Annotated in this window: 14 protein-coding genes; 11 read left to right on the plus strand and 3 right to left on the minus strand. The window is 34.7% G+C overall.

The window, feature by feature from the left end:
* Window positions 1-5: 5 nt before the first annotated feature.
* Window positions 6-3,137 carry a SusC/RagA family TonB-linked outer membrane protein gene (locus HGP29_RS03985; RefSeq protein ID WP_168881050.1) on the minus strand — a complete coding sequence of 1,044 codons (3,132 nt, stop codon included), beginning with the start codon at window positions 3,135-3,137 and terminating at the stop codon, window positions 6-8.
* Between the two features lie 859 nt (window positions 3,138-3,996).
* On the opposite strand from HGP29_RS03985, the gene HGP29_RS03990 reads away from it, so the two are divergent.
* The 10 genes from HGP29_RS03990 (at window position 3,997) to HGP29_RS04035 (ending at window position 18,540) form a co-directional block, all read left to right on the plus strand.
* A complete protein-coding gene (locus HGP29_RS03990) occupies window positions 3,997-5,631 on the plus strand; it encodes an MFS transporter (RefSeq protein ID WP_168881051.1) in 1,635 nt (544 codons plus the stop codon).
* Between the two features lie 37 nt (window positions 5,632-5,668).
* Window positions 5,669-8,152: a GH36-type glycosyl hydrolase domain-containing protein gene (locus HGP29_RS03995; protein WP_168881052.1), complete on the plus strand. Its 2,484-nt coding sequence runs from the start codon at window positions 5,669-5,671 to the stop codon at window positions 8,150-8,152.
* A 196-nt stretch (window positions 8,153-8,348) separates the two neighbouring features.
* A complete protein-coding gene (locus tag HGP29_RS04000) occupies window positions 8,349-9,896 on the plus strand; it encodes an ammonium transporter (protein ID WP_168881053.1) in 1,548 nt (515 codons plus the stop codon).
* A 538-nt stretch (window positions 9,897-10,434) separates the two neighbouring features.
* Window positions 10,435-10,788 carry a hypothetical protein gene (locus tag HGP29_RS04005; protein WP_168881054.1) on the plus strand — a complete coding sequence of 118 codons (354 nt, stop codon included), beginning with the start codon at window positions 10,435-10,437 and terminating at the stop codon, window positions 10,786-10,788.
* A 245-nt stretch (window positions 10,789-11,033) separates the two neighbouring features.
* On the plus strand, window positions 11,034-12,350 hold the full coding sequence (locus HGP29_RS04010; RefSeq protein ID WP_168881055.1) for an alginate export family protein: 1,317 nt from the start codon (window positions 11,034-11,036) through the stop codon (window positions 12,348-12,350).
* An 83-nt stretch (window positions 12,351-12,433) separates the two neighbouring features.
* Entirely contained in the window at window positions 12,434-13,837 is a 1,404-nt protein-coding gene (locus tag HGP29_RS04015) for a CmpA/NrtA family ABC transporter substrate-binding protein (protein WP_168881056.1), read from the plus strand.
* A gap of 91 nt (window positions 13,838-13,928) precedes the next feature.
* Window positions 13,929-15,020 carry an ABC transporter permease gene (locus tag HGP29_RS04020; protein ID WP_168881057.1) on the plus strand — a complete coding sequence of 364 codons (1,092 nt, stop codon included), beginning with the start codon at window positions 13,929-13,931 and terminating at the stop codon, window positions 15,018-15,020.
* 12 nt (window positions 15,021-15,032) lie between these two features.
* Window positions 15,033-15,917, plus strand: coding sequence for an ABC transporter ATP-binding protein (locus tag HGP29_RS04025; protein WP_168881058.1), 885 nt, complete (start codon window positions 15,033-15,035; stop codon window positions 15,915-15,917).
* A 52-nt stretch (window positions 15,918-15,969) separates the two neighbouring features.
* A complete protein-coding gene (locus tag HGP29_RS04030; RefSeq protein ID WP_168881059.1) occupies window positions 15,970-16,794 on the plus strand; it encodes an ABC transporter ATP-binding protein in 825 nt (274 codons plus the stop codon).
* An 81-nt stretch (window positions 16,795-16,875) separates the two neighbouring features.
* The gene (locus tag HGP29_RS04035; protein WP_168881060.1) at window positions 16,876-18,540 is read left to right on the plus strand and encodes a type IV pili methyl-accepting chemotaxis transducer N-terminal domain-containing protein; all 1,665 of its coding nucleotides are present in this window, start codon (window positions 16,876-16,878) and stop codon (window positions 18,538-18,540) included.
* 103 nt (window positions 18,541-18,643) lie between these two features.
* Here the strand turns inward: HGP29_RS04035 and HGP29_RS04040 are convergent, their stop codons facing one another.
* Together HGP29_RS04040 and HGP29_RS04045 are read right to left on the minus strand one after the other, a co-directional pair.
* Window positions 18,644-20,170: an arylsulfatase gene (locus tag HGP29_RS04040; protein ID WP_168881061.1), complete on the minus strand. Its 1,527-nt coding sequence runs from the start codon at window positions 20,168-20,170 to the stop codon at window positions 18,644-18,646.
* A 165-nt stretch (window positions 20,171-20,335) separates the two neighbouring features.
* The gene (locus tag HGP29_RS04045) at window positions 20,336-21,334 is read right to left on the minus strand and encodes an aldo/keto reductase (protein WP_168881062.1); all 999 of its coding nucleotides are present in this window, start codon (window positions 21,332-21,334) and stop codon (window positions 20,336-20,338) included.
* A gap of 564 nt (window positions 21,335-21,898) precedes the next feature.
* On the opposite strand from HGP29_RS04045, the gene HGP29_RS04050 reads away from it, so the two are divergent.
* Window positions 21,899-22,621 carry a DUF1707 domain-containing protein gene (locus HGP29_RS04050; protein WP_168881063.1) on the plus strand — a complete coding sequence of 241 codons (723 nt, stop codon included), beginning with the start codon at window positions 21,899-21,901 and terminating at the stop codon, window positions 22,619-22,621.
* The last annotated feature ends 89 nt before the right edge of the window (window positions 22,622-22,710 follow it).

Consider the following 22,710-nt stretch of genomic DNA (forward strand, 5'->3'; position numbering starts at 1 on the left):
AGTTTTTAGAAAGTTACGTTTAGGCCTACTAAGAATGATCTAGCTTGAGGATATGAGCCAAGATCGAAACCTGACCCCATTGCACCACCATGTCCCATTTCAGGGTCAAGACCTGAGTAATCAGTAAATGTCAATAAGTTGTTTCCTGATACATACACTCTAAGTTTTTGCATTTGCATTTTCTGTGAGATATGTGCTGGCAGGGTATAACCAATCTGAACATTTTTTAGTCTTAGGTAAGATGCGTCCTCGATATGTACCATGTCATTCATCCACAGATAGTTGTTGTTTGTATCGTTGTGTGTGAATCTAGGCATGGTGTTACTTCCGTTTTCTGGAGTCCAGCTATTTAAATATCTAGTATTGTAGTTTTGATCAGATAGTAAATCTTGACGAGTCGCAGCATTCATCATTTTTCCTCCTGCTTGACCTTGCCAGAACATTGAGAAATCAAATCCTTTGTATTCAGCTCTTAAAGTGATACCATAGGTCCAATTATGAATCGGAGTACCAATGTCGGTTCTGTCATTTTCGTCGATTACACCATCGCCATTTGTATCAACATATCGGATATCACCTGGTTTGGCATTTGTACCAAACATCTCATTGTAAGCATTGGCCTGCTCTTGATTTTGAATTATACCGTCTGTTTTAAATCCGTAGAAGAATGGAAGTGAGTGCCCAACAGCCATAGCCATATTACCAACGGTGTTGTGAAGGCCATCACCGAAAATAAAACCATCAGTGTTGTTTACTTCTGTTACTTTGTTGTCGTTGTAGGCAACATTACCAGTGATAGAGTATTTGAAAGCACCTTCGTTGTTTTGGTAAGTAAGTGCGAGTTCAATACCTTGGTTTCTTACTGTACCTAAGTTGGTGATAGGATCTTCTTGACCTGTGTAATCAGGAACAGGCTTATTTCCTAAAAGGTCTTGTCTCTCTCTCGAATAGATGTCCACATTGGCTAAGAACATATCATTAAATAAACCTAAGTCGATACCAAAGTTAAACTCGGCAGCAGCTTCCCATCTTAAGTCTGGGTTGGCCATTCTAGTGATACCATAACCCGGCATAGGAGTTCCGTTAGGTCCAAGTGGATAAGAAGGAGTTGGTCCAAAAGCAGAAAGGTACCCAAAAGGAGGAATGTTCTCATTACCCACTTTACCCCAAGAACCTCTTACTTTTAAGAAATTGATAGTTTCACTATGCTTTAAGAAATCTTCTTGAGTAAGAATCCATCCAGCTTGTACGGATGGAAAGAAACCAAATTGGTGATTAGGACCAAAATTCGATGATCCATCATAACGCATTGTAGCGCTCAATAGATACTTTTCTTTGTAATCGTAACCTACTCTACCAAAGAATGACATTAATCTATGGTCGTAGAAGCCACCATTTGTTTTTTGTGAATTATCGTCAGAACCGTTTCCGATGTAACCATAGTCCCAACCTGGTAATTGTAGGTTGTTTCTACCGCCCCACATATCAGTACCCGTACTTTGTCGCATGGTCATACCTGCAAGTGCAGAGAACTTATGGTCTTCATTGATTGTCCATTCATACATTGCGGTATTTTCCCATTGCCAAGTACTATATTCTCCCATACTTTGGTTCACAGAACTTGTCGCTACCTGATTTACTGAGTTGTAATACGCTTCAGGTTGGTAACCTCTATTGGCCCAAGAACCGATATCCACACCAAAATCTGTTTTTAATGTTAATCCTTTAACTGCTACAGGTTTTACCTCAACAAAGGCATTACCAATAAACTTATTAGAAATATTATCTTCATAAGTGTTATGTAATCTTGCCATTGGGTTAACAATCTCTCTTAGTTGCTGATCAGAGATACCATAATATGCACCATTTTGCCCTGTTACTGGGTTGTATTGGTTAGGATTATATACTGGTGGAATTTGGTAAGTATCGTATTCGTCATTTTTATCATAGGCATATACTGGAGTCAATGGATCATGTAATAATGCATTCTGAATGGCTCCACCAAATTGTTCATTTTCATTAATACCAGACCTTTCCTCTCTCACAAAAGTGGCATTTACACCTACCTTAACAGATTCAGAAACTTTATGTGATGAGTTTAAACGGAAAGTATATCTTTCAAATTGAGATTTTTCAGGAGCTACAATACCTTCTTGTCCGAAATATCCAAAACTTGCTAGGTAGTTAGATGTTTCTGTTCCCCCAGAAGTAGAGATACTATGGTTTTGGATCGGTGCTGATTGAAAAATTTGATCTTGCCAATTTGTATCGTGCTTAGGGTTGTTGATTTGATCACTAGAAAAAATAGCATCCCCACCAGAATTTATAGATCCTTGGTTATGTAAGGTCATGTATTGTTGAGCGTTCAAAAGTGGAGATTGTCTCCATGCATTTTGAATTCCATAATACCCGTCGTAAGTGACAGTAGACTTACCTGCTTTTCCTTTTTTAGTTGTGATCATAACTACACCATTGGCACCTCTTGAACCATAAATAGCTGAAGAAGCTGCATCCTTTAATACTTCCATCGACTCAATGTCATTTGGATTTAGGAAATTGATGTCGTCCACTTGCATTCCATCGACTACAAATAGAGGGCTGTTATTTCCGTTTGATCCAGTTCCACGAATCCTAATATCTACACCTGCACCTGGTTGTCCAGAAACGTTTGTAACCAGAACACCTGGCGTTCTACCTTGCAAAGACTGAGCTGCGTTGCCGATAGGTGTTTCCGTTATCTCATCTGATTTAACTGATGCAATGGCACCAGTAACTACAGATTTCTTTTGAACACCGTAACCAACAACTACAACTTCTTCTAGTTGTTCGACATCTTCTTCTAGTTGAATTTCAAAATTACTTCTAGATCCGATGTCTATAGTTTGTGTTTTATATCCGATGAACGACACTGCTAATCTTTTGTGTCCTTCTGATATTCTTAAGTTGAATTTTCCATCGAAGTCGGTAATAGATCCGATCTGAGTTCCTTCAATAGATACATTTACTCCCGGTAAAGGCATTTCATCCCTAGTGTCGACAATAGTTCCAGAGATAGTTCTTTCCTGTGCTAATACATTTATTGATGATAGGAGTACCATGGCAATAAATTGCATCAGTAGTATTGGTTTTACTTTCATAAAGTATTCTTGTAAGTGATTATTAGTTTTAGTTACATCTCATTTCAAATTCTGCAGATATTTTTAGCGAGATCGCGATGACACTGCAATGATAGAGAGAATAAGTGTATAAAAGCAATTACTCGAATAACTGTAAATCAAGGGCGTATCAATTAAAAAATAATTTTAAAGATTTGATTTAGAGTTGACTTCATGATTGTAAAAAATGTTACTAAAAAGGATTTATCAGTTAAAAAAAATCCATTCTTAACAAGAATTACGATAAAGGTAGTAAAGTTTTGGGAATTTTAATAAAGTTTATCCTCGAACTAAAGAAAAATTCAGATAAAAGCGGATAGTTCTTAAAATAGCAAAAATAAAGCCACCAAATATCTCTATTTATAGACCCGTTTTTTTGTTTTGAAGTTGTTTCTAGAAAGTGAAAGTTCTTGAATCTTAAAAAAATGTATTATTGGAGGAATCAATCGCTTCAATTTTTCTTTTAATAGAATTGTTATGAATAAATATTCATTTTATAGCTTATTTATACCCAATAATTCTACAACTTTTTCTACTTTTTTTGATGGATAAAAACATCACGATTCAGTCACCTCCTAATTGTTATATTTTTTTACAACATTAACTCAAAATGCATACTACATTTTTACTACATTAACATAAAAATCGCTGTTTTTGATGTTGTTTAAGTACATTTTTCTATAATTTAGCATCACATTACTAAAATTGTTAGGTCTACATTTATTGGATAGTTTTAAATCGTTTGCCGGATTCATTTAGAGAAAGAATAAGTACTACTTTTTATTTCGCTTTAGATCTAATAATAGACGAAACTAACGCAACATATTATTGAAGAAGAGAAATGAATGAAAAAATATCTATTAAAGAAAAAATAGGTTATGCTCTAGGTGATGGAGCAGCAAATATCGCTTGGAGGGGTGTAGCTACTTTTTTGTTAATTTTTTACACTGACGTATTTGGGATTGCACCAGCAGCTGTAGGATTATTAATGTTTTTTGCTCGATCATTTGATGGAGTAAGTGATGTTTTTATGGGTATGGTTGGTGATCAAACAAAATCTAAGTACGGAAAGTTTAGGCCATGGATTTTATGGACGGCCATACCACTAGGAATGATTTTATCACTTCTGTTTACAACTCCTGATTTATCAGACAGCGGTAAACTTATATATGCATACGTAACTTATATATTATTTACTTTAATTTATACGGCTAATAATATCCCATATGGAGCATTAATGGCAGTAATGACGGGTGATGATAAAGAACGTACAAGTATTGGTTCATATAGAATGGTAGGTGCTTTTGCAGGAGGAATGTTGGTTCAAGGTACCTTACTGTATTTAGTGACAACTTTTGGTAATGTGAACCCAACTATCGATATGGTAAGATTGTCTGAAGATACCGCCAAAGTAACTGTTTCTGCGGCTATTGACGTTCCTAATGCCTATATCAAAACCAAAGATGGGATTGCAACTTTTAAGTGGGGAGGCGATAAAGATGACACTCCTACACAGAGTAAAAGTTTTAATTTAGAAGCAGATAAAGAATATACTTTTATAGTTAATGGGGAGAGAAATCTATCTACAGATAATATTTCTATCATTAACCAAAAAAAGGGATATAGCTATTCGATTTACTTAATGTCTGCTTTTCTAACGGGCTTTATGTTTATCACATTCTTTAGTACGAAAGAAAGAGTGAAAGCTCCTGTAGCTCAGAAAACAAACCTCAAGAAAGATTTTAGAGACTTAATACATAATAAGCCATGGCTGGTATTACTATGTATTGGGTTGCTATTCAATATATATAATGCCATAAAGCAAGGGATAGTTGTAATCTATTTTACTCATTATCTGCATGACCAATTAATGGCGGCAACGTATATGGTTGGGTTAACCTTAGTATCGATTCTAGGTGCAATGGTTACTGCTCCGATTAGTAAAAAGATGGGGAAGAAAAACTTATTTATCTCTGCACTAGTCTTTTCCGGAGTAATCAATGCTTTAATAGTACTGTGTAATAAATCTGATATCACCGGTATTTTTGTTCTGGGTATGCTGTCAGAATTTGCTGCAGCGATATTTCCAACTTTATTCTTTGCCATGTTAGGTGATGCAGCCGATTACTCAGAGTATAAGAACGGAAGAAGGGCAACGGGTCTTGTATATTCCGCTGGTTCATTTGCGACCAAATTTGGTGGCGGTATAGCTGCTTCAATAATTGGTCTTGTATTATCAATGTACAACTATGATGGGTTGGATTCCTCATCTATCCAAGGGGCAATACCTGGTATTATTATGTTGATGAGTTGGGTACCGTCATTGATTGCAGTATTAGCTGCAGCCTTGATGATGCTGTATCCATTGGATGATGATAAATTATCCGCAATCACAACAGAATTAAGTAACAGAAGAATTCAAGAAAAAAATCAAGCTTCCACTGATTTGTCATCAGAAGAATTAGTGAACGCATAACAAACTAAGAAATAATATAAATATTAAAGATACGATCATGAAATACGGTTTTTTTGATGATGCTAACAGAGAATATGTAATTACGGATCCCAAAACGCCATTTCCTTGGATAAACTATTTGGGTAATCATGACTTTTTCTCTCTTGTTTCAAATACAGCTGGCGGCTATTCTTTTTATAAAGATGCTAAGTTTAGAAGACTAAATAGATATAGATATAACAATGTACCAATGGATAATGGTGGCCGTTATTTTTATATCAATGACGGAGAAAACATTTGGTCTCCAGGATGGAAGCCTGTCAAAACACCTTTAGATCATTACGAATGTCGTCATGGATTGAGTTATACGACAATCAAAGGTAAGAAAGCAGATATCGAAGCGGAAGTAACATTTTTTGTTCCATTAAATGCTTGGGCAGAGGTACAAAAAATGAAATTGACCAATAAAGGGAAAACGGAGAAGACTTTTAAACTTTTCTCTTATAATGAATGGTGTTTATGGAATGCTGAAGATGATCAAAATAACCTACAGCGTAATTTATCTACTGGAGAAGTAGAAATTGATGGAGCAACCTTATACCATAAAACAGAATATAAAGAACGTAGAAACCATTATGCTTTCTATCATCTGAATCAGGAAATAGATGGTTATGATACAGATAGAGAGTCTTTTATTGGTTTGTATAATGAATTCTCTAATCCTAGAGCAGTATTGGATGGAAAACCATCAAATTCAGAAGCTCATGGTTGGTCTCCAATAGCATCTCATTACAAAGAAATTACTTTAGCTCCGGGTGAGAGTACTGATTTGATCTTTATTCTTGGATATATAGAGAATGAAGAAGAGGAAAAATGGGAGAGTAAAGGAGTAATCAATAAAACAAAAGCAAAAGCTTTAATTGAGCAATACAATACCGTTGAAAAAGTAGATGCGGCTTTAAAAGAATTAGCTGATTACTGGACGGAGTTACTTTCAGTCATCACATTGAACCACGCTGACGATAAACTTAACAGAATGGTCAATATCTGGAACCAATACCAATGTATGGTTACTTTCAATATGTCAAGATCTGCTTCTTTCTTTGAAGTAGGTATTGGTCGTGGTATGGGCTTTAGAGATTCAAATCAGGATCTAATTGGTTTTGTACATCAAGTTCCAGAAAGAGCGAGAGAGAGAATTATTGACATTGCTTCCACACAGTTCCCTGATGGTGGCTGTTATCATCAATATCAACCATTAACAAAAAGAGGAAATGATGCTATTGGTGGTGGATTTAATGATGATCCAATGTGGTTGATCTTAGGTACGGTAAGTTATATCAAAGAATCTGGAGACTTCTCTATCTTAGATGAAATGGTACCTTTTGATAATGATCCTAGTCTAGCTCAAACGTTGTTTGATCACTTAACTATATCTTTCAATCATGTCATCAATAATCTAGGGCCAAATGGTTTGCCATTGATAGGAAGAGCAGACTGGAATGATTGTCTCAACTTGAACTGTTTCTCTAAAGATCCAAACGAGTCGTTCCAAACGACAGAGAATAACACTGAAGGCTCTAAGGCAGAATCAGTAATGATTGCAGGCTTATTTGTAGTATATGGTACTGATTATGTTGCTCTTTGCCAAGAGTTAGGAAAGACTGAAGAAGCAGAAAGAGCACAGAATTGTGTAGATGCCATGAAAGAAGCTGTGAAGCAATTTGGCTGGGATGGTGAATGGTTCTTAAGAGCTTACGACTTCTACGGAAATAAAGTAGGTAGTGATGAAAATGAAGAGGGTAAAATCTTTATCGAATCTCAAGGTTGGTGTTCAATGGCTGAAATAGGTCTGGAAGAAGGAATGGTAGAAAAGGCATTGGATAGCGTAAAAGAACGTTTGGACACTCCATACGGTATTGTACTTAATAACCCTGCCTTTACAGAATATAAAATCGAATACGGTGAGATTTCTACTTACCCGGCTGGATATAAAGAGAATGCAGGTATCTTCTGTCATAATAACCCTTGGATTATGATTGGAGAGACAAAATTAGGTAGAGGAAACCAAGCATGGGAATACTTCAAACAAATTTGTCCTGCTTATCTAGAAGATATCCACGATCTACATAAAGTTGAACCTTATGTGTACTGCCAAATGATTGCAGGAAAAGATGCATATAAGCCAGGCGAAGGAAAAAACTCTTGGTTATCAGGAACAGCAGCATGGAATTTCTATACAGTAGTACAACATATTTTAGGTGTTAGCCCCGAATATAAAGGATTAAAAGTCGATCCTTGTATTCCTAATGAATGGGATACCTATTCAATCAATAGGAAGTTTAGAGGTGGAGAATATGCAATTACAATTAGTAATCCTGACAAAGTAAGTAAAGGAGTAGCAAAATTAATTGTAAATGACGAAGTGATTGAAGGGAATATTATTCCAGACTTAGGTGAAGGAAATCATAAAGTTGAGGTGATAATGGGAACTACTTCATTAGTAGATTCTGCCTCAGCTGAAGCAGTTGTTGCAGAGTAAATAAGTAATATAATATAATAATGAAAAAGCCTTCCTGAGTAATTGGGGAGGTTTTTTAGTATATATACGGGGTGTGTTAAGTAGATAAATCTATGTTTGTTATGTTTTTTAGATATTTTATACGTATTATTGCTTAATTTTTTACGCAAAACGTGTTTCATATTACTTTCACCAGACAACAAACTATTACTATAATATGATTAAACTATTCACCTTAATTCTAGGCATAATTATGCCCTCTCTTTGTTATGCAGTAGAATCAACGAACAACTCTCCATTAGTAAATCAAGATACCTTGTGGGTATTAGTATGTGCGATTCTTGTATTTTTAATGCAAGCAGGATTTAAAACATTAGAGACGGGTTTAGTAAAGAAAGAACATAAAGCAGGTGTTGGAGCCAAAAACCTTTTAGATATGGTAGCCGGTATTATGGGTTTCTTTTTGATTGGTTATTCTTTTATGTTCGGAGAAAGTCTTTGGGGATTTATTGGAATTGATACCAATTTAATGGCAGGGAACCATTTTACAAATGGAGACTTAAATGTTAATGGTACCGTATTTTTCTTATTCCAAGTTGCCTTTGCAGGAACAGCTTTAACTATTGTTTCTGGAGCTATGTCAGGTAGAACAGGAGTTTTACCTTATTTCATAGGTTCTATAGTGACTGCAATTATTATTTATCCAATTTTTGGTCACTGGGCTTGGGGTAACCTATTGTTTAGCAGTAACCATGCTTGGTTGGCAGAACTTGGTTTCCTTGATTTTGCTGGATCAACTGTTGTACATACATTAGGAGCAACTGTTGGTTTAGTAGGTATGATATTAGTAGGACCAAGATTAGGCCGATTTGATAGAAAAGGAAAGGTCTTACCAATTAAAGTATCTGATTATTCATACAGTATCCTTGGTGTAATGTTGCTTTGGGTAGGCTGGTGGGGCTTCAACGGAGGTAGTACATTAAAATTTGATGCTTCGGTATTCGAGATTATTTTAAATACTAACCTGGCCGCTGCAGGTGCTGGATTTTCAGCATTCTTAATGTGTTACTTTTTTCAAGATAGATCAGAGCTTATTGAAAAACTAATGGGCGGTGCACTTACAGGTTTAGTAGCCATTACCGCTTGTTGTAATATTGTGACTCCTTTAAATGCATTAATTATAGGATTGTTAGCAGGTATTATCCATAACCTTTCTTTCGATTTAATTCTTCGAGTATTTAAATTAGATGATCCTGTAGGAGCAATTCCTGTTCATGGATTCGGAGGTATCTTTGGTACTCTAGCTGTAGCACTTTTTGGTAAGGAAGAATTATTAGTTCTACCAAGATGGGAACAATTATTAGTTCAAGCAATAGGTATTGAAGTGTGTATTGCTTTTACAGTAGTAATTGCATTTATCATGTTTAAATTGATAAAAGTAACTTACGGATTAAGAGTAGCACCTGAACAAGAACTTGAAGGAATGCTTATTGGTAGAAATATGCCAGAAGAATTTTACCAAGAAGAAGGAGTTGTTAAAGTACAATATGTGTCGATGAAAGTATCTGATAAAGGTTATAACTTAATTAACTTTAAAGATTTCGTTGCTTTTAATAAGCAATACCGTGAACAATTGATCCAAGCGGAAAAGGTTAACTTTATCGATAGTAAGGGTAAAAAAGTGGACAATGCCACTGCTCTTAAACAATTGGCTATCCTTCTTAAGGAACCTTTAAAAGAAAATAATTTACCTAGCGTAGGGTAATCTTTATTCTTACCTATTAAATATAGAAAGTAGTGAAACACGAAGTTAAGTATTAATAGATACTTAGTTTATATATATAATAAAGCCAGAGTTGAATTGAATGACTCTGGCTTTTTCTTATATGTAGAGAATCGAACCAATCTTTAACATATCCTGTTTTTTATATAGACATATATTCAAAGAATCTATTTTTGATATCAGAAAAGCGTATTATTAAAGTAGCTTAATAGTAATAAAAGGTATATAACCTGTAAGCATTTAAAGTTCTCATGATCCTCTTTTGATTACTTATATTGTTTTCATTAGTTAGATAAAACTAATAGGAAAAAACAGTCTCATTAGAAAAGTATAATTTTCTGAGTCAATCTTTATATTAAGCGAATTGAGAACTTTTAAATATGACCCATTCACATAAATTTTAAATAAATACGTAACTAAAGTGTATTTTTAACGTTTAAAATTTACTATATTATTGTAAGAGAATTACAATTGAATTATTTTTGTAACCACACACATACTTATATAAACACTATCAGAAATGAGCCAGGTAAATACTGATATATTATCCACCCAACTTGATTTCAAGTGGAGTTTGAAGTTCAAAAGTGGTTTAGTACATGCTGCTACTTTTGCATTCAGAGTATTATCCAATGATCCTCTTGTTAGTAGAGTAAAAACAGAAAAAATTCATAGAGAGTTATTAACCAATAGCACATTCCGTAGAACATTTGGGATTGAAGATGTTAATCACGATGAATTAGTAGTTTATTCTACAAATATTAGTTCAAGTACTCAAGAATTAGATAGGAAGATGCATCAATTCCAGCGTTGGGTGAGGCAAGCTCAAAGAGATGCCAACATAATTATTGAAAAATTTTCACCAACTATTTAAAAAAAAGCAGAGATTACGTAGAAAATAATCTCTGCTTTTTTATTACGTATAAGTACTTAATTGTATTGTAACTATCTGTTGTACAGTTTGTTTACTAAATAGTACTGCAAAAAAGCAGTTTTTAACATGATTTAAAAACATTTTTCAATCTGCTTAATTCCCTAAATAACTTTTAATAATCACTTTATGTTTGCGTAAGAACTAAGTAAAAATACTTATTTAACAACAACAAAGCGTAAGCAAAAATGAAAAAACTAATCTACACTATTGTATTGCTATTGTGTGCAGCGGTAACAGAAGTAACAGCACAAGAATTCAAGCTCTCAGCAGAAATCCGTCCAAGATCTGAACTAAGAAATGGTTTTAAGAAATTGAGAACAGATACTCAAGAACCAGCATTTTTTACAGAACAAAGATCTCGTTTAAATCTTGATTACAAATCTGATAACATTATTATGAGATTGTCATTACAAGATGTACGTTTATGGGGATCAACAAACCAAATTTACAAAACTGATCCTAACGCTTTAACTAATATCTCTGAAGCATGGGCACAGTACAATTTCAATGAGAAAATTGGTGTAAAAGTAGGTCGTCAAATCATTTCTTATGATAACCAAAGATTTTTAGGTGGTTTAGAATGGGCACAACAAGGTAGAAGACATGATGCTGCTTTATTTATCTATGATGATAAAGCTTCTAAATTCAAATTTCATGTAGGTCTTGCATTTAACCAAGCAGGTTTCGAACCAGGTAAACTTGTAGGTAATGATTATACAGGTGTAAATAACTACAAAGCAATGGAATACATCTGGGCGCACAAAGATTGGGAAACGGGTAAATTATCAGCTCTAGTATTCAACGATGCGTTCCAATATGGATCAACTTCAGATAGTGTTTCTCAAAGACAAACTTTAGGTTTAGTAGGTAGCAAAAGCTTTGGTGGTTTAACAGTAGCAGGTGAAGGTTACTACCAAACAGGTACTTTAGGTATGGCAGATGTTAATGCTTACATGTTAGACTTAAACTTAACAGTTAAAACTAAAGTTACTCCAATCACATTAGGTTACCAAGTACTTTCAGGTGGTGATGCTGAGTCTGGTGAAATGAAAAACTTTGCTCCAGCATACGGAACAAACCACAAGTTCAATGGTTTTATGGATTACTTCTACGTAGGTAACGCTCACAACGATAAGAAAGGTAATAGTGCAGGTCTTCAAGATATTTACTTAAACACTGCATTCAAAGTTGGTAAAGGTACATTCAAAGCTCAAGTACACCAGTTTATCTCAGCAGTAGATATCTACAATACTGTTGAAGGTTCTGATTCACAATTCGAAAAAGTATCATCAAACTTAGGTACTGAGATTGACTTAATCTACGCTAGATCGTTAGGTAAAGATGCTTCATTATTAGTTGGTTACTCACAAATGTTTGCTACTTCATCAATGGAAGTATTAAAAGGTGGTAACGCTGACTTGATCAACAACTGGGCATTCGTAATGTTAACTTTCAAGCCGACACTATTCGTTTCAAAAGCAAAAAAAGAAGCTAATAACTAAATATATAGATTAATGATAATGGAGATCAGCCACTCCATTATCATTAACCAATCTTCTTTCAACAATCATCAAAAAATATACTCATGAAAAAGTTATTATCAAGATCACTTTCTACTGTAGTAGCGAGTGTGGCATTAGCTACAGTGATGTTTAGCTGTGGATCATCGAAAACATCGTCAGAAACACAATCAAACGTTACAGTATCAGCATCAAAGACAAAGCAGTTAGACATTGAAAAGCCACAGTTAACATTTGGCTTTATCAAGCTAACAGATATGGCACCTTTAGCCATCGCAAAAGAATTAGGTTACTTCGAAGATGAAGGGCTTTTCGTAACTATCGAAGCTCAATCTAACTGGAAAAACGTATTAGACAGAGTTATTGATGGTCAGTTAGACGGATCACACATGTTAGCAGGTCAGCCAATTGCTGCTGGTGCTGGTTTTGGTCGTCAAGCAGACTTAGTAACTTCTTTCTCAATGGACTTAAATGGTAATGGTATCACAGTATCTAATGATGTTTGGTCTAAAATGAAGCCAAATGTACCAAAAGATGCTGAAGGTAAGCCAGTACATCCAATTAAAGCAGACGCATTAGTGCCTGTAATTAAGGAGTACAAAAACGAAGGAAAAGCATTCAAAATGGGTATGGTATTCCCTGTATCGACGCACAACTATGAGATCAGATATTGGTTAGCTGCAGCAGGTGTACACCCAGGTTATTATACAAAAGAAAATATTCAAGGTCAGGTAGATGCTGATGTATTACTTTCAGTAACACCTCCACCACAAATGCCAGCAACATTAGAAGCAGGTACAATCTTCGGTTACTGTGTAGGTGAGCCTTGGAACCAACAAGCGGTATTTAAAGGAATTGGTGTTCCAGTAACTACTAACTATGATATCTGGAAAAACAACCCTGAGAAAGTATTCGTAATGACGAAAGAGTTTACTGAAAAGTACCCTAACACAGCTACTGCTGTAACTAAAGCATTAATTAGAGCAGGTAAGTGGTTAGATGAGCCAGGAAACAGAGCGAAAGCTGTAGGTATTTTATCAATGCCAGAATATGTTGGAGCTGATTCAGTTGTAATTGCAAACTCAATGACTGGTACTTTCGAATTTGAAAAAGGAGACAAGCGTTCGATGCCTGACTTCAACGTATTCTTCCGTCATAACGCAACTTATCCTTTCTATTCTGATGGTGTGTGGTTCTTAACTCAAATGAGACGTTGGGGACAAATTCCAACAGCTAAATCAAAAGGTTGGTACGACGAAACAATCAAGAAAATTTACAGACCAGACATCTGGGAAAAAGCTGCAAAATTATTGGTTGAAGAAGGTCACTTATCTCAATCTGACATCCCACAAACAGATGGTTATAAAGCACCTACTAAAGATTTTATCGATGGTGTATCGTATGATGGAAAAGATCCAATCGGTTACATCAATAGCTTTAAAATTGGTAACAAAGACGGGGCAATGTAATTCAATCTATGAAGTATGAACGGTAGAAATATCGTTCATACTTCCACTAACAAATCAATTATCATCATATCAGTACAAACTAATTAAGATCATGAAAGAGAAAATTTTACATCTAACAGGCATTCAAGCTTTCTTAACCCCTTGGGTAAACATATTCAAAGGTGAAGAGACTAAAAAGAACATTAACGTACTTATAAAATCTTATTTATTTCCTTTACTATCTATTTTGCTATTTGTATTAGTATGGCATACAGGTTCAAGTTATCTGTATAACAAAGAAGCTACTGCAAGAATCGAGAAAGCAAGAGTAGAGCAAGGAGAAGCTGCAGCTTTAGAAATTCAAAATTGTATTTATTCAGGTGATATTAGCTGTCAGCCGAACACACTTCCTTCACCAACTAAAGTTTGGGAAGCATATCTTTCACTTTTAGCAGATCATAAGATCATCTCACAAAAGAAAGATGCTTTTGAAGTGAAAGTAGCTAAAACTAACGAAAAACGTATTGCAGAAGGAAAATCACCAATTACATACACAGGTCGTCCTTCATTTGTAGACCAAATTGGTACTAGTTTAAAAACAGTGTTTGCAGGTTTCTTATTAGCAGCATTTATTGCTATTCCGATAGGTATTATCATCGGTTTATCTGCAACATTAAGAACATCTTTTAATTGGTTGATTCAAATTTTGAAACCAGTATCACCTGTAGTTTGGTTATTACTTGTATTCATGATTGTAAAGACATTAATGTCTGATTCTGATATGGATAAGTCGTTTATGATTTCATTTATCTCTGTAGGTTTATGTTCTATGTGGGCAACTTTGGTCAACACTTCTATGGGGGTTTCTACAGTAGATAAAGACTTTGTAAATGTAGCAAGAGTATTAAAATTAAGCATCGGTCAAAATATATTTAAAGTAGTTCTTCCTTCGTCATTACCAATGATTTTTACAGGATTAAGAATTACACTTTCAGTAGCATGGATGGTATTGATTGCTATTGAGTTATTAGCTCAGTCTCCAGGTTTAGGTTCATTTGTTTGGGAAGAATTCCAAAATGGTGCAAATGATTCCAATGCAAAAATCATCGTAGCCATGTTCGTAATCGGTCTAATTGGTTTCATGTTAGATAGAATTATGATGGTAATCCAAAAGATGATGTCGTTTAACAAAGATGTAGCTTAAAACGTAGGAGATATGGCATATTTAGAATTAAGAAACGTAAGCAAGTCTTACGGAAGCGGAGATCAAAAAGTCGAAGTACTTAAAGATATAAATCTATCAATTGAAGAAGGTGAGTTTGTCGCTATTGTTGGATTCACTGGAAGCGGAAAAACTACTCTTATCAATTTAATCAACGGATTGGAATTCCCAGACAAAGGTGAGGTGCTTTTGGAAGGGAAGCCCATCACCGGACCAGGGCCTGATAGAGGCGTGGTTTTCCAGAACTACTCTCTATTACCTTGGTTAACAGTTTCTCAAAATGTAAAGTTAGCGATTGATGAGGTTTACCCATCTAAAAGCAAGGAGGAGAAGCAAGAGTTGATCAAAAAGTATGTAGCGATGGTACATCTATCGCATGCCATTGATAAAAAACCTGCTGAACTTTCAGGAGGTATGAGACAAAGGGTGTCAGTAGCAAGAGCTTTAGCCATGAACCCTAAAATGTTATTAATGGATGAGCCTTTATCAGCATTAGATGCTTTGACTAGAGGTACACTACAAGAGGAAATCGTTAATATCTGGAGTGAAGATCGTAAAACATGTTTATTGATTACGAACGATGTGGATGAAGGTATTGTAATGGCAGACCGTATTATTCCATTAAATCCAGGTCCACAAGCTTCATTAGGTCCAACTTTCTCAGTCAATTTAGCTCGCCCAAGAGTGGTCGCTGAGATCAATAAGATGGATGAGTATAAGCATTTAAGAAACGAAGTGCTTGAATATCTAATTGAGGTTGGTGCTTCTCGTAAATCACAAAAGACTACCTCTTATGAATTACCAGACTTAAAGCCAGTAATGCCTGGTCGAATCAAGTTTGGATTCAAGAAAGCAAAAGAAAAACTACAATACTTCTAATATCAATTTACATCAAATACAATCATTACATTACATCTAAAAAAATACAACTATGAGTTTAATTGCTAAAGATATTTTATCCCCACAAAAAGAAATAATTGAAGATACTAGACCTGATATGTTGGTGTGTAGAGATATCGCTAAGATCTACCCAACTCCAAAAGGGGATTATACAGTGTTATCAGACCTTCAATTAACCGTTAAAAAAGGAGAATTTATTTCTGTAATTGGTCATTCAGGGTGTGGTAAGTCTACCTTGTTGACAATGATTGCCGGTTTAAATGATATCAGCAAAGGACAAGTTTTTGTAGACGGTGATGAAGTAAGAGAAGCAGGCCCAGATAGAGCTGTAGTATTCCAATCACCAAGTTTATTCCCATGGATGACAGCTTTACAGAATGTAATGATTGGTGTAAAGCAAGTTTTTCCTCACGCATCCAAAAAGCAAAAACAAGACATTTGTAAGTACTACTTAGATAAAGTGGGCTTAGGAAATGATTTCGATAAAAGAGCATCGGAGTTGTCTCAAGGTATGCAACAAAGAGTAGGTATTGCAAGAGCATTTGCTTTAAAGCCTAAAGTATTGCTTTTAGATGAACCTTTCGGAATGTTAGATTCTTTAACTAGAGGTGAGCTACAAGATGTACTTCTTGAAGTATGGCAAAAAGAGCAGATTACAGCGATTATGATTACTCATGATGTGGATGAATCGATATTTTTAGCCGATAGAGTAATTATGATGACAAGTGGTCCATTTGCTAAAATCGGAGATGAATTAGCGATTCCATTTGAACGTCCAAGAAATAGAAAAGATATCTTAGAGCATCCAGATTATTACCATTACAGAGGATATCTAATGGACTTCTTGAATCACTAAAACCACTTGTATCATGCCAGATTCTAAACTCTAAAGAGCATAAATATTACTCTGAAGTAACAAACTAAATTAACTAGCACAATGAGTAACACGAATTATCTAAAAAGTCCGAAGAAAAAACTTACAGCATCTTATATAATTGCACTTTCTCTTATAGCTTTCTTAAGTATATCAAGTCAGGTGATTATTAGAACTGTATTGAGCAAACAAGAAAAAGATGCCCGTGTGATTAACATATCTGGTAGACAAAGGATGTTGAGCCAGAAGATCAGTAAAATAGCCTTACAGCTAGAAAGAGCATCTTCTAATCGTCAGTATGCAAAGTTACAGGGAGAGTTTAAAAGTGTGATAGAGCTTTGGTCTACCTCACATTATGGTCTAAAAGAAAGATCACTAGAGTTGGATCTGGGAGGTGAAAATAGCGAGACGATCTCTAAAATGTTCGCAGAGATTACTCCAAATTTTGACCAAATGAAACAGGCAGCAGAAAATATCTTAGAAGAAAGTTCTCCTCAATATATTGATCCCTATGTTTCAGTGATTTTACAAAATGAAGCATCATTTCTTAGACAAATGAACATTATTACTTTCCAATATGATCATGAGTCTACTAGTAGAATTAAACAAGTAGAGACGATAGAAACAATTCTTTTAGTGATTACACTTCTTTCTATCTTCTTGGAAGCCAAATTTATCTTTAGGCCAGCTGTAAAAGCGATAGATAAATACTTAAATGAAACGATCAGTAGAGGTTTAGCTTTAAGAGATGCTCATCAAAACTTATTGAATACAAATCAAGAAAAAGAGTCTGTAGAAAAGGAGCTTTATGAACAGCTAGAAAAGAATCACCAACTACAGATCAATATTAATAAGGATCTTGAATTGAAAATCAACGAACGAACAAGAGAAATTCAAGATCAAAAAGAAGAAATTGAACAACAAGCATCGAAACTGCAGAAGCAAAATGAAGTAGTTTCGAATGTAAATAGAAAGCTGACTGACAGTATTTCATATGCAAAAAAAGTACAGCATTCTATCTTAGGTCACCGTCAGAATATCATTGATGAATTTAAAGATGGATTTATTCTTAACCGTCCAAAAGATATTATTTCAGGTGATTTTTATTGGTTCTATCAAAAGGAGGATTTAAGGATTTTGGTAGCGGCCGATTGTACAGGGCATGGAGTTTCAGCGGCATTTATGACAATTATTGGGAATCTGTTGTTGAATGATATCGTGATCAACCAGCAAATACACTCTCCAAAAGAGATATTAAATTTCTTAGATATGGAATTGTATGCCTTGCTAAATCTGAAAAATGTAAACAAGATTTCTGATGGTATGGATTTAGGTTTAGTAGCCATCCATTCTGACCGTAGAGAAATTGAATTTGTTGGTGCGAAACGACCTTTGTATTTCGTAGGAAAAGACAACAAGATTGATAAGATACAAGGATCTAAATCTACTATTGGATATCATGCTAAAGATGTTCGTAAGCAGTTTGAGTCAAGTATCATAGATTATCAATCAGGAGATAGATTATACTTAACAAGTGATGGGTTCCAAGATCAGTTTGGAGGATCACAAGGAAGTAAGTTTTTACAAAAGAGATTAATTGAAGCCTTGAATAGAACAATCAACTATCCAATGGTGAAACAAAAGAAAGTTTTAGAGGGCGTATTTGAAAAATGGAAAGGTACTGCACCTCAAACTGATGATGTATTGATAGTGGGCGTTGAGTTATGATTCTCAATGTCAGTATTACCGATGTAATGATGAAAATTGATGTAAAGCAAGAAGGCGCCACAACTTTGTTGAGACGCCTTCTTTTTTATATTATGAATTTCTTCTAGTTCTGAGGTTTTGATTGTAAAGACTGTAATACTTTGTCTATACCTAATGATGAACCTTGAACAGGAGGGAACTCCTTAAATGTTGCCAAGAACTTAGCTGTATAGGCTTGAGCAGGAACAAATGTCCACATATTATCTGCAAACCAACGGATGTAAAGAGCAGACTTGTAAGATACCTCATAAGGATCGGCTCTTAAGTTAATTAAGATAGGCCATGATGGAGTTTTTCTGTAAGCAGTATTAATAGCTCCTTCCATGATTGAGAAATGTAACTTCCAGTCATTATAACGTAAAGCATTTAGATGACCACCTGCATCGAAATAGAAAATTTCTTTACGAGGATCTTCTTTTACTTGTCCTGTCCAGAAAGGCATCATGTTATAACCGTCAAGATGAACTTTAAAGTTTTTATCACCTGCTTGGTGACCAGTTAATAACTTTTCTTTTACATCAGAAACACCTGCAGCCGCTAATAAAGTAGGCATCATGTCTTCATGCGAGTAAATGTTGTTATCAATTGTACCTGGTTTAATCACACCTGGCCAACGAATTGCACAAGGAACTCTGAAGCCACCTTCCCATGTAGTACCTTTTTCACCAGCAAAAGGTGTAGTACCACCATCAGGCCATGTGAATTTTTCAGCTCCATTATCTGTAGAATACATAATGATAGTGTCATCAATAATTCCAAGCTCTTCAAGTTTGGCTAAAACGACACCAATATTTTTATCATGCTCTACCATACCGTCAGGGTAGATACCGATACCTGTTACACCTTTTGACTCTTCTTTTAAGTGAGTCCAGACGTGCATACGAGTAGCCGATAACCAAACAAAGAAAGGTTTGTCTGCTTTATGTGCTTTTTCGATAAACTCTAATGCAGCCCCTGTAAATTCATCATCTACAGTTTCCATTCTTTTACGAGTTAATGGCCCTGTATCTTGTACTCTACCATCAGCATATGAATGGATTACACCTCTTGGTCCAAACTTTTTGTGGAATTCTGGGTCCTTAGGGTAGTAATATGTCTCTGGCTCCTCTTCAGCATTTAAATGATAAAGGTTACCAAAGAATTCATCAAATCCATGGTTAGTAGGTAAGTGCATATCTTGGTCTCCAAGGTGATTCTTACCAAATTGTCCTGAAGTATAGCCAAGAGGTTTAAGTAATTCAGCAATTGTAGGCTGATCTTCTCGTATACCTTGTTTTGAACCTGGCATTCCGATCGTTAAAAGTCCCGTTCTGAATGGGTGTTGGCCTAAAATAAATGCCGCTCTACCTGCTGTACAAGATTGTTGTGCATACCAATCGGTAAACATAGCACCTTCATTAGCAATACGGTCAATATTAGGTGTTTGGTAGCCCATCATTCCGTGGTTGTATTTGCTGATGTTTGCCCAACCGACGTCATCACCCCAAATTACTAGGATGTTTGGTTTTTTGTTTGAAGATTTCTTTTTCTTCTGAGCATAGTTTAATAATGGTATTGCAAAAAATGCAACGACCAAGAGTAACTTTTTCATAAAGGGTTATGAATAGATTATTAAAAATTTGGATATATATGCCGTTTTTAAATGAGGTTTTGAGTTATTATTTAATTGGATTATCCTCTTTTGAAAACAGATTGATTCGTTGTTGTTAATATAAAGTTAGAAGAAAAAATAAAAAAAGGAACTAATCTGTAAAGATTAGTTCCACTCTAATGAGGATCTTTTTGCCCAATAATTTTCAGATTCTTCTACTAGTTCATCCAACATTTGGAAGTCCATTAAGTCTAGTTGTAATTGATTTCCTTTTAAATTTGCTTCCAACATTTCAAAGGTAGTCGCACCGCTCAGTGCTGTACTTACCCATGGTTGAGACAATACAAAAGCTAATGCAATGGCATCGATGCCTACATTGTGCTTTTGTGCAATAAATTGAAGTTTCTGTTTTGCATCATTAAAGTCGCTTTCATTATTTCTTTCTGTGAGTCTGCCATTGGCAAATACCTCTTTAATAATGATTCCCCAACCTTGATAAGCGGCTTCTTCTAATAACGTAGCAGCAGATCTTTCTAAGATATTATATGTGGCTTGTACGGATTGGAAGAGGTGTACACCGTCTCTTTGGATTCCTAAGGCTTTTTCTAAGGTTTCAGCTTGTTTTGTACCACTTAAAGAAAGACCCACGACAGTGTTTTTTTCTTTAATATTCCACAATTGATCTAAAACTTCTTCATTATCTAGCACACCAGATTCTAACGTGGCAGAATGGATATGATAAATATTGAGTTGTTCTTGAAGAATATCAATACTTTCTCCCCACTGTTTCTTTAAAAGTTCTAGGTTGTGGTTTTTAACTTCATGATGTTGTGCAGTAACATTCCACTCTGCGGTATATTCATACCCCCATTTACTGCCTACTACACAATCGGTATGATGATTAGTTCTTAACCAATGATTCAAAAACTCTTCCGCCTTGCCATAGCTTCTTGCTGTGTCAAAATATGTAATACCAGCATTGGCCGCAGCAGTTAAAATATCACTGCTTCTGTTTTGCATGGCATCTATATTATAGTTTTCTTCTAAGTCTTTTCCATGACCTAAATTGATATATCCAGGTCTACCTAACGCAGCAAGGCCTAAACCAATTCGTGATACATATAAGTTTGTTTTCCCAAATGGGACAATAGAGATTTTACTCATAGATAATAAAAAGAGTAATAAAATATTTTTACCACTAAAGTGTCCATCATTTTTCAATCTCACTTTAGCTGAAATTGTTTTTTCTTATCTATAAAGATACGATTTTACTCTATTAACAATAATTTATTTTTCAAGATTATTTATTATTTCTGTATTTATTACACTTATAAGGTGATTTGGATAAATTAAAACAGAAGGAATTTTAAAACTTTTTTAATAGAAGTGGAAAATCTTTGAAAAATAATAAAACGATGATTTTTTTCTCTAAAAAAATAGTTGAAAAAAAGTTTGTTCTTTAAAAGCGTAAAATATACATTTGATGTAACAAATCGAAACACTTACCACAACCATATATAAACACAAAATTATGAGAAATTTCACAATAGCAACTTTAGTGATCGTAGCGGGATTCGTGATCGCTTTTGCACTATCAATGTAGATATTATACCATATTAAAAACACATATTTTGCACTCACAAGCCTATTGATATTAATCAGTAGGCTTTTTTTGTATATTTATGCTAAATTAAATTTCTCTATTCAAATCTAACTTTCCATCACCGGATGAAACATAAATCACAATTTGGCTTACCCAAAAGGCGTAAAGAAGTAGTTTCAATATTAGAAAAAGCATTTATTGAAGGGAATTTAGATGAGCATGATTATGAAAACCGTTTAGAAATTGCAATGAATGCGGATCATGTTGAAATATTAGACGGATTACTCTCAGACTTTCCAGATCAGTATAAGAATAATACAAATGTAATTCCTTTAAAATCAGAAGCATCTAGAGGTGTCTTACCGCAAGACCCAAATAAAATGTCGGTAACGGTTCTAGGTGAAAAACATTTGCATATAAGTACATCTCAATATGCACCGTCCAGAATGTTTACAATTTTAGGGGCATTAAAACTGTCTTTTGATAATAATGCTATGCGTAATTCTGTTTCGAATTATGAAATAGTGACGATGATTGGTGAAACTAAAGTGGACTTACGTTCAAAATGTTTAGAAGGTGCTGAGTTAAAAATCAGAATTGTAAAAGTAATAGGAGAAGTTGTTATTAAAGTAGCACCTGGGACACATGTAATCGACCATACAAAAAAGATTCTTAGTGAGCATTCTTTTTCAAAGAAAAGCAAGAACTGGTCGAGTAAAATTTCTAAAGTATTTTCTAATAATAAAGCTGTGGTTACTCCATCAGTTAAAGAAAAAGTGAATTGTGTAGTTGTTTTAGAAGGGATTAGTTTGCTAGGGAGTATTACTGTTATAGAATACGATGAATAAAAGAATCATTGTAGAATAGCTATTATGAGTAAAAATTCATTTAAAATAATTTAAAAACCCATCAATTTTTTTAACTTTATTATGAACTG

It is taken from the genome of Flammeovirga agarivorans (genome assembly GCF_012641475.1).
Classification (GTDB): domain Bacteria; phylum Bacteroidota; class Bacteroidia; order Cytophagales; family Flammeovirgaceae; genus Flammeovirga; species Flammeovirga agarivorans.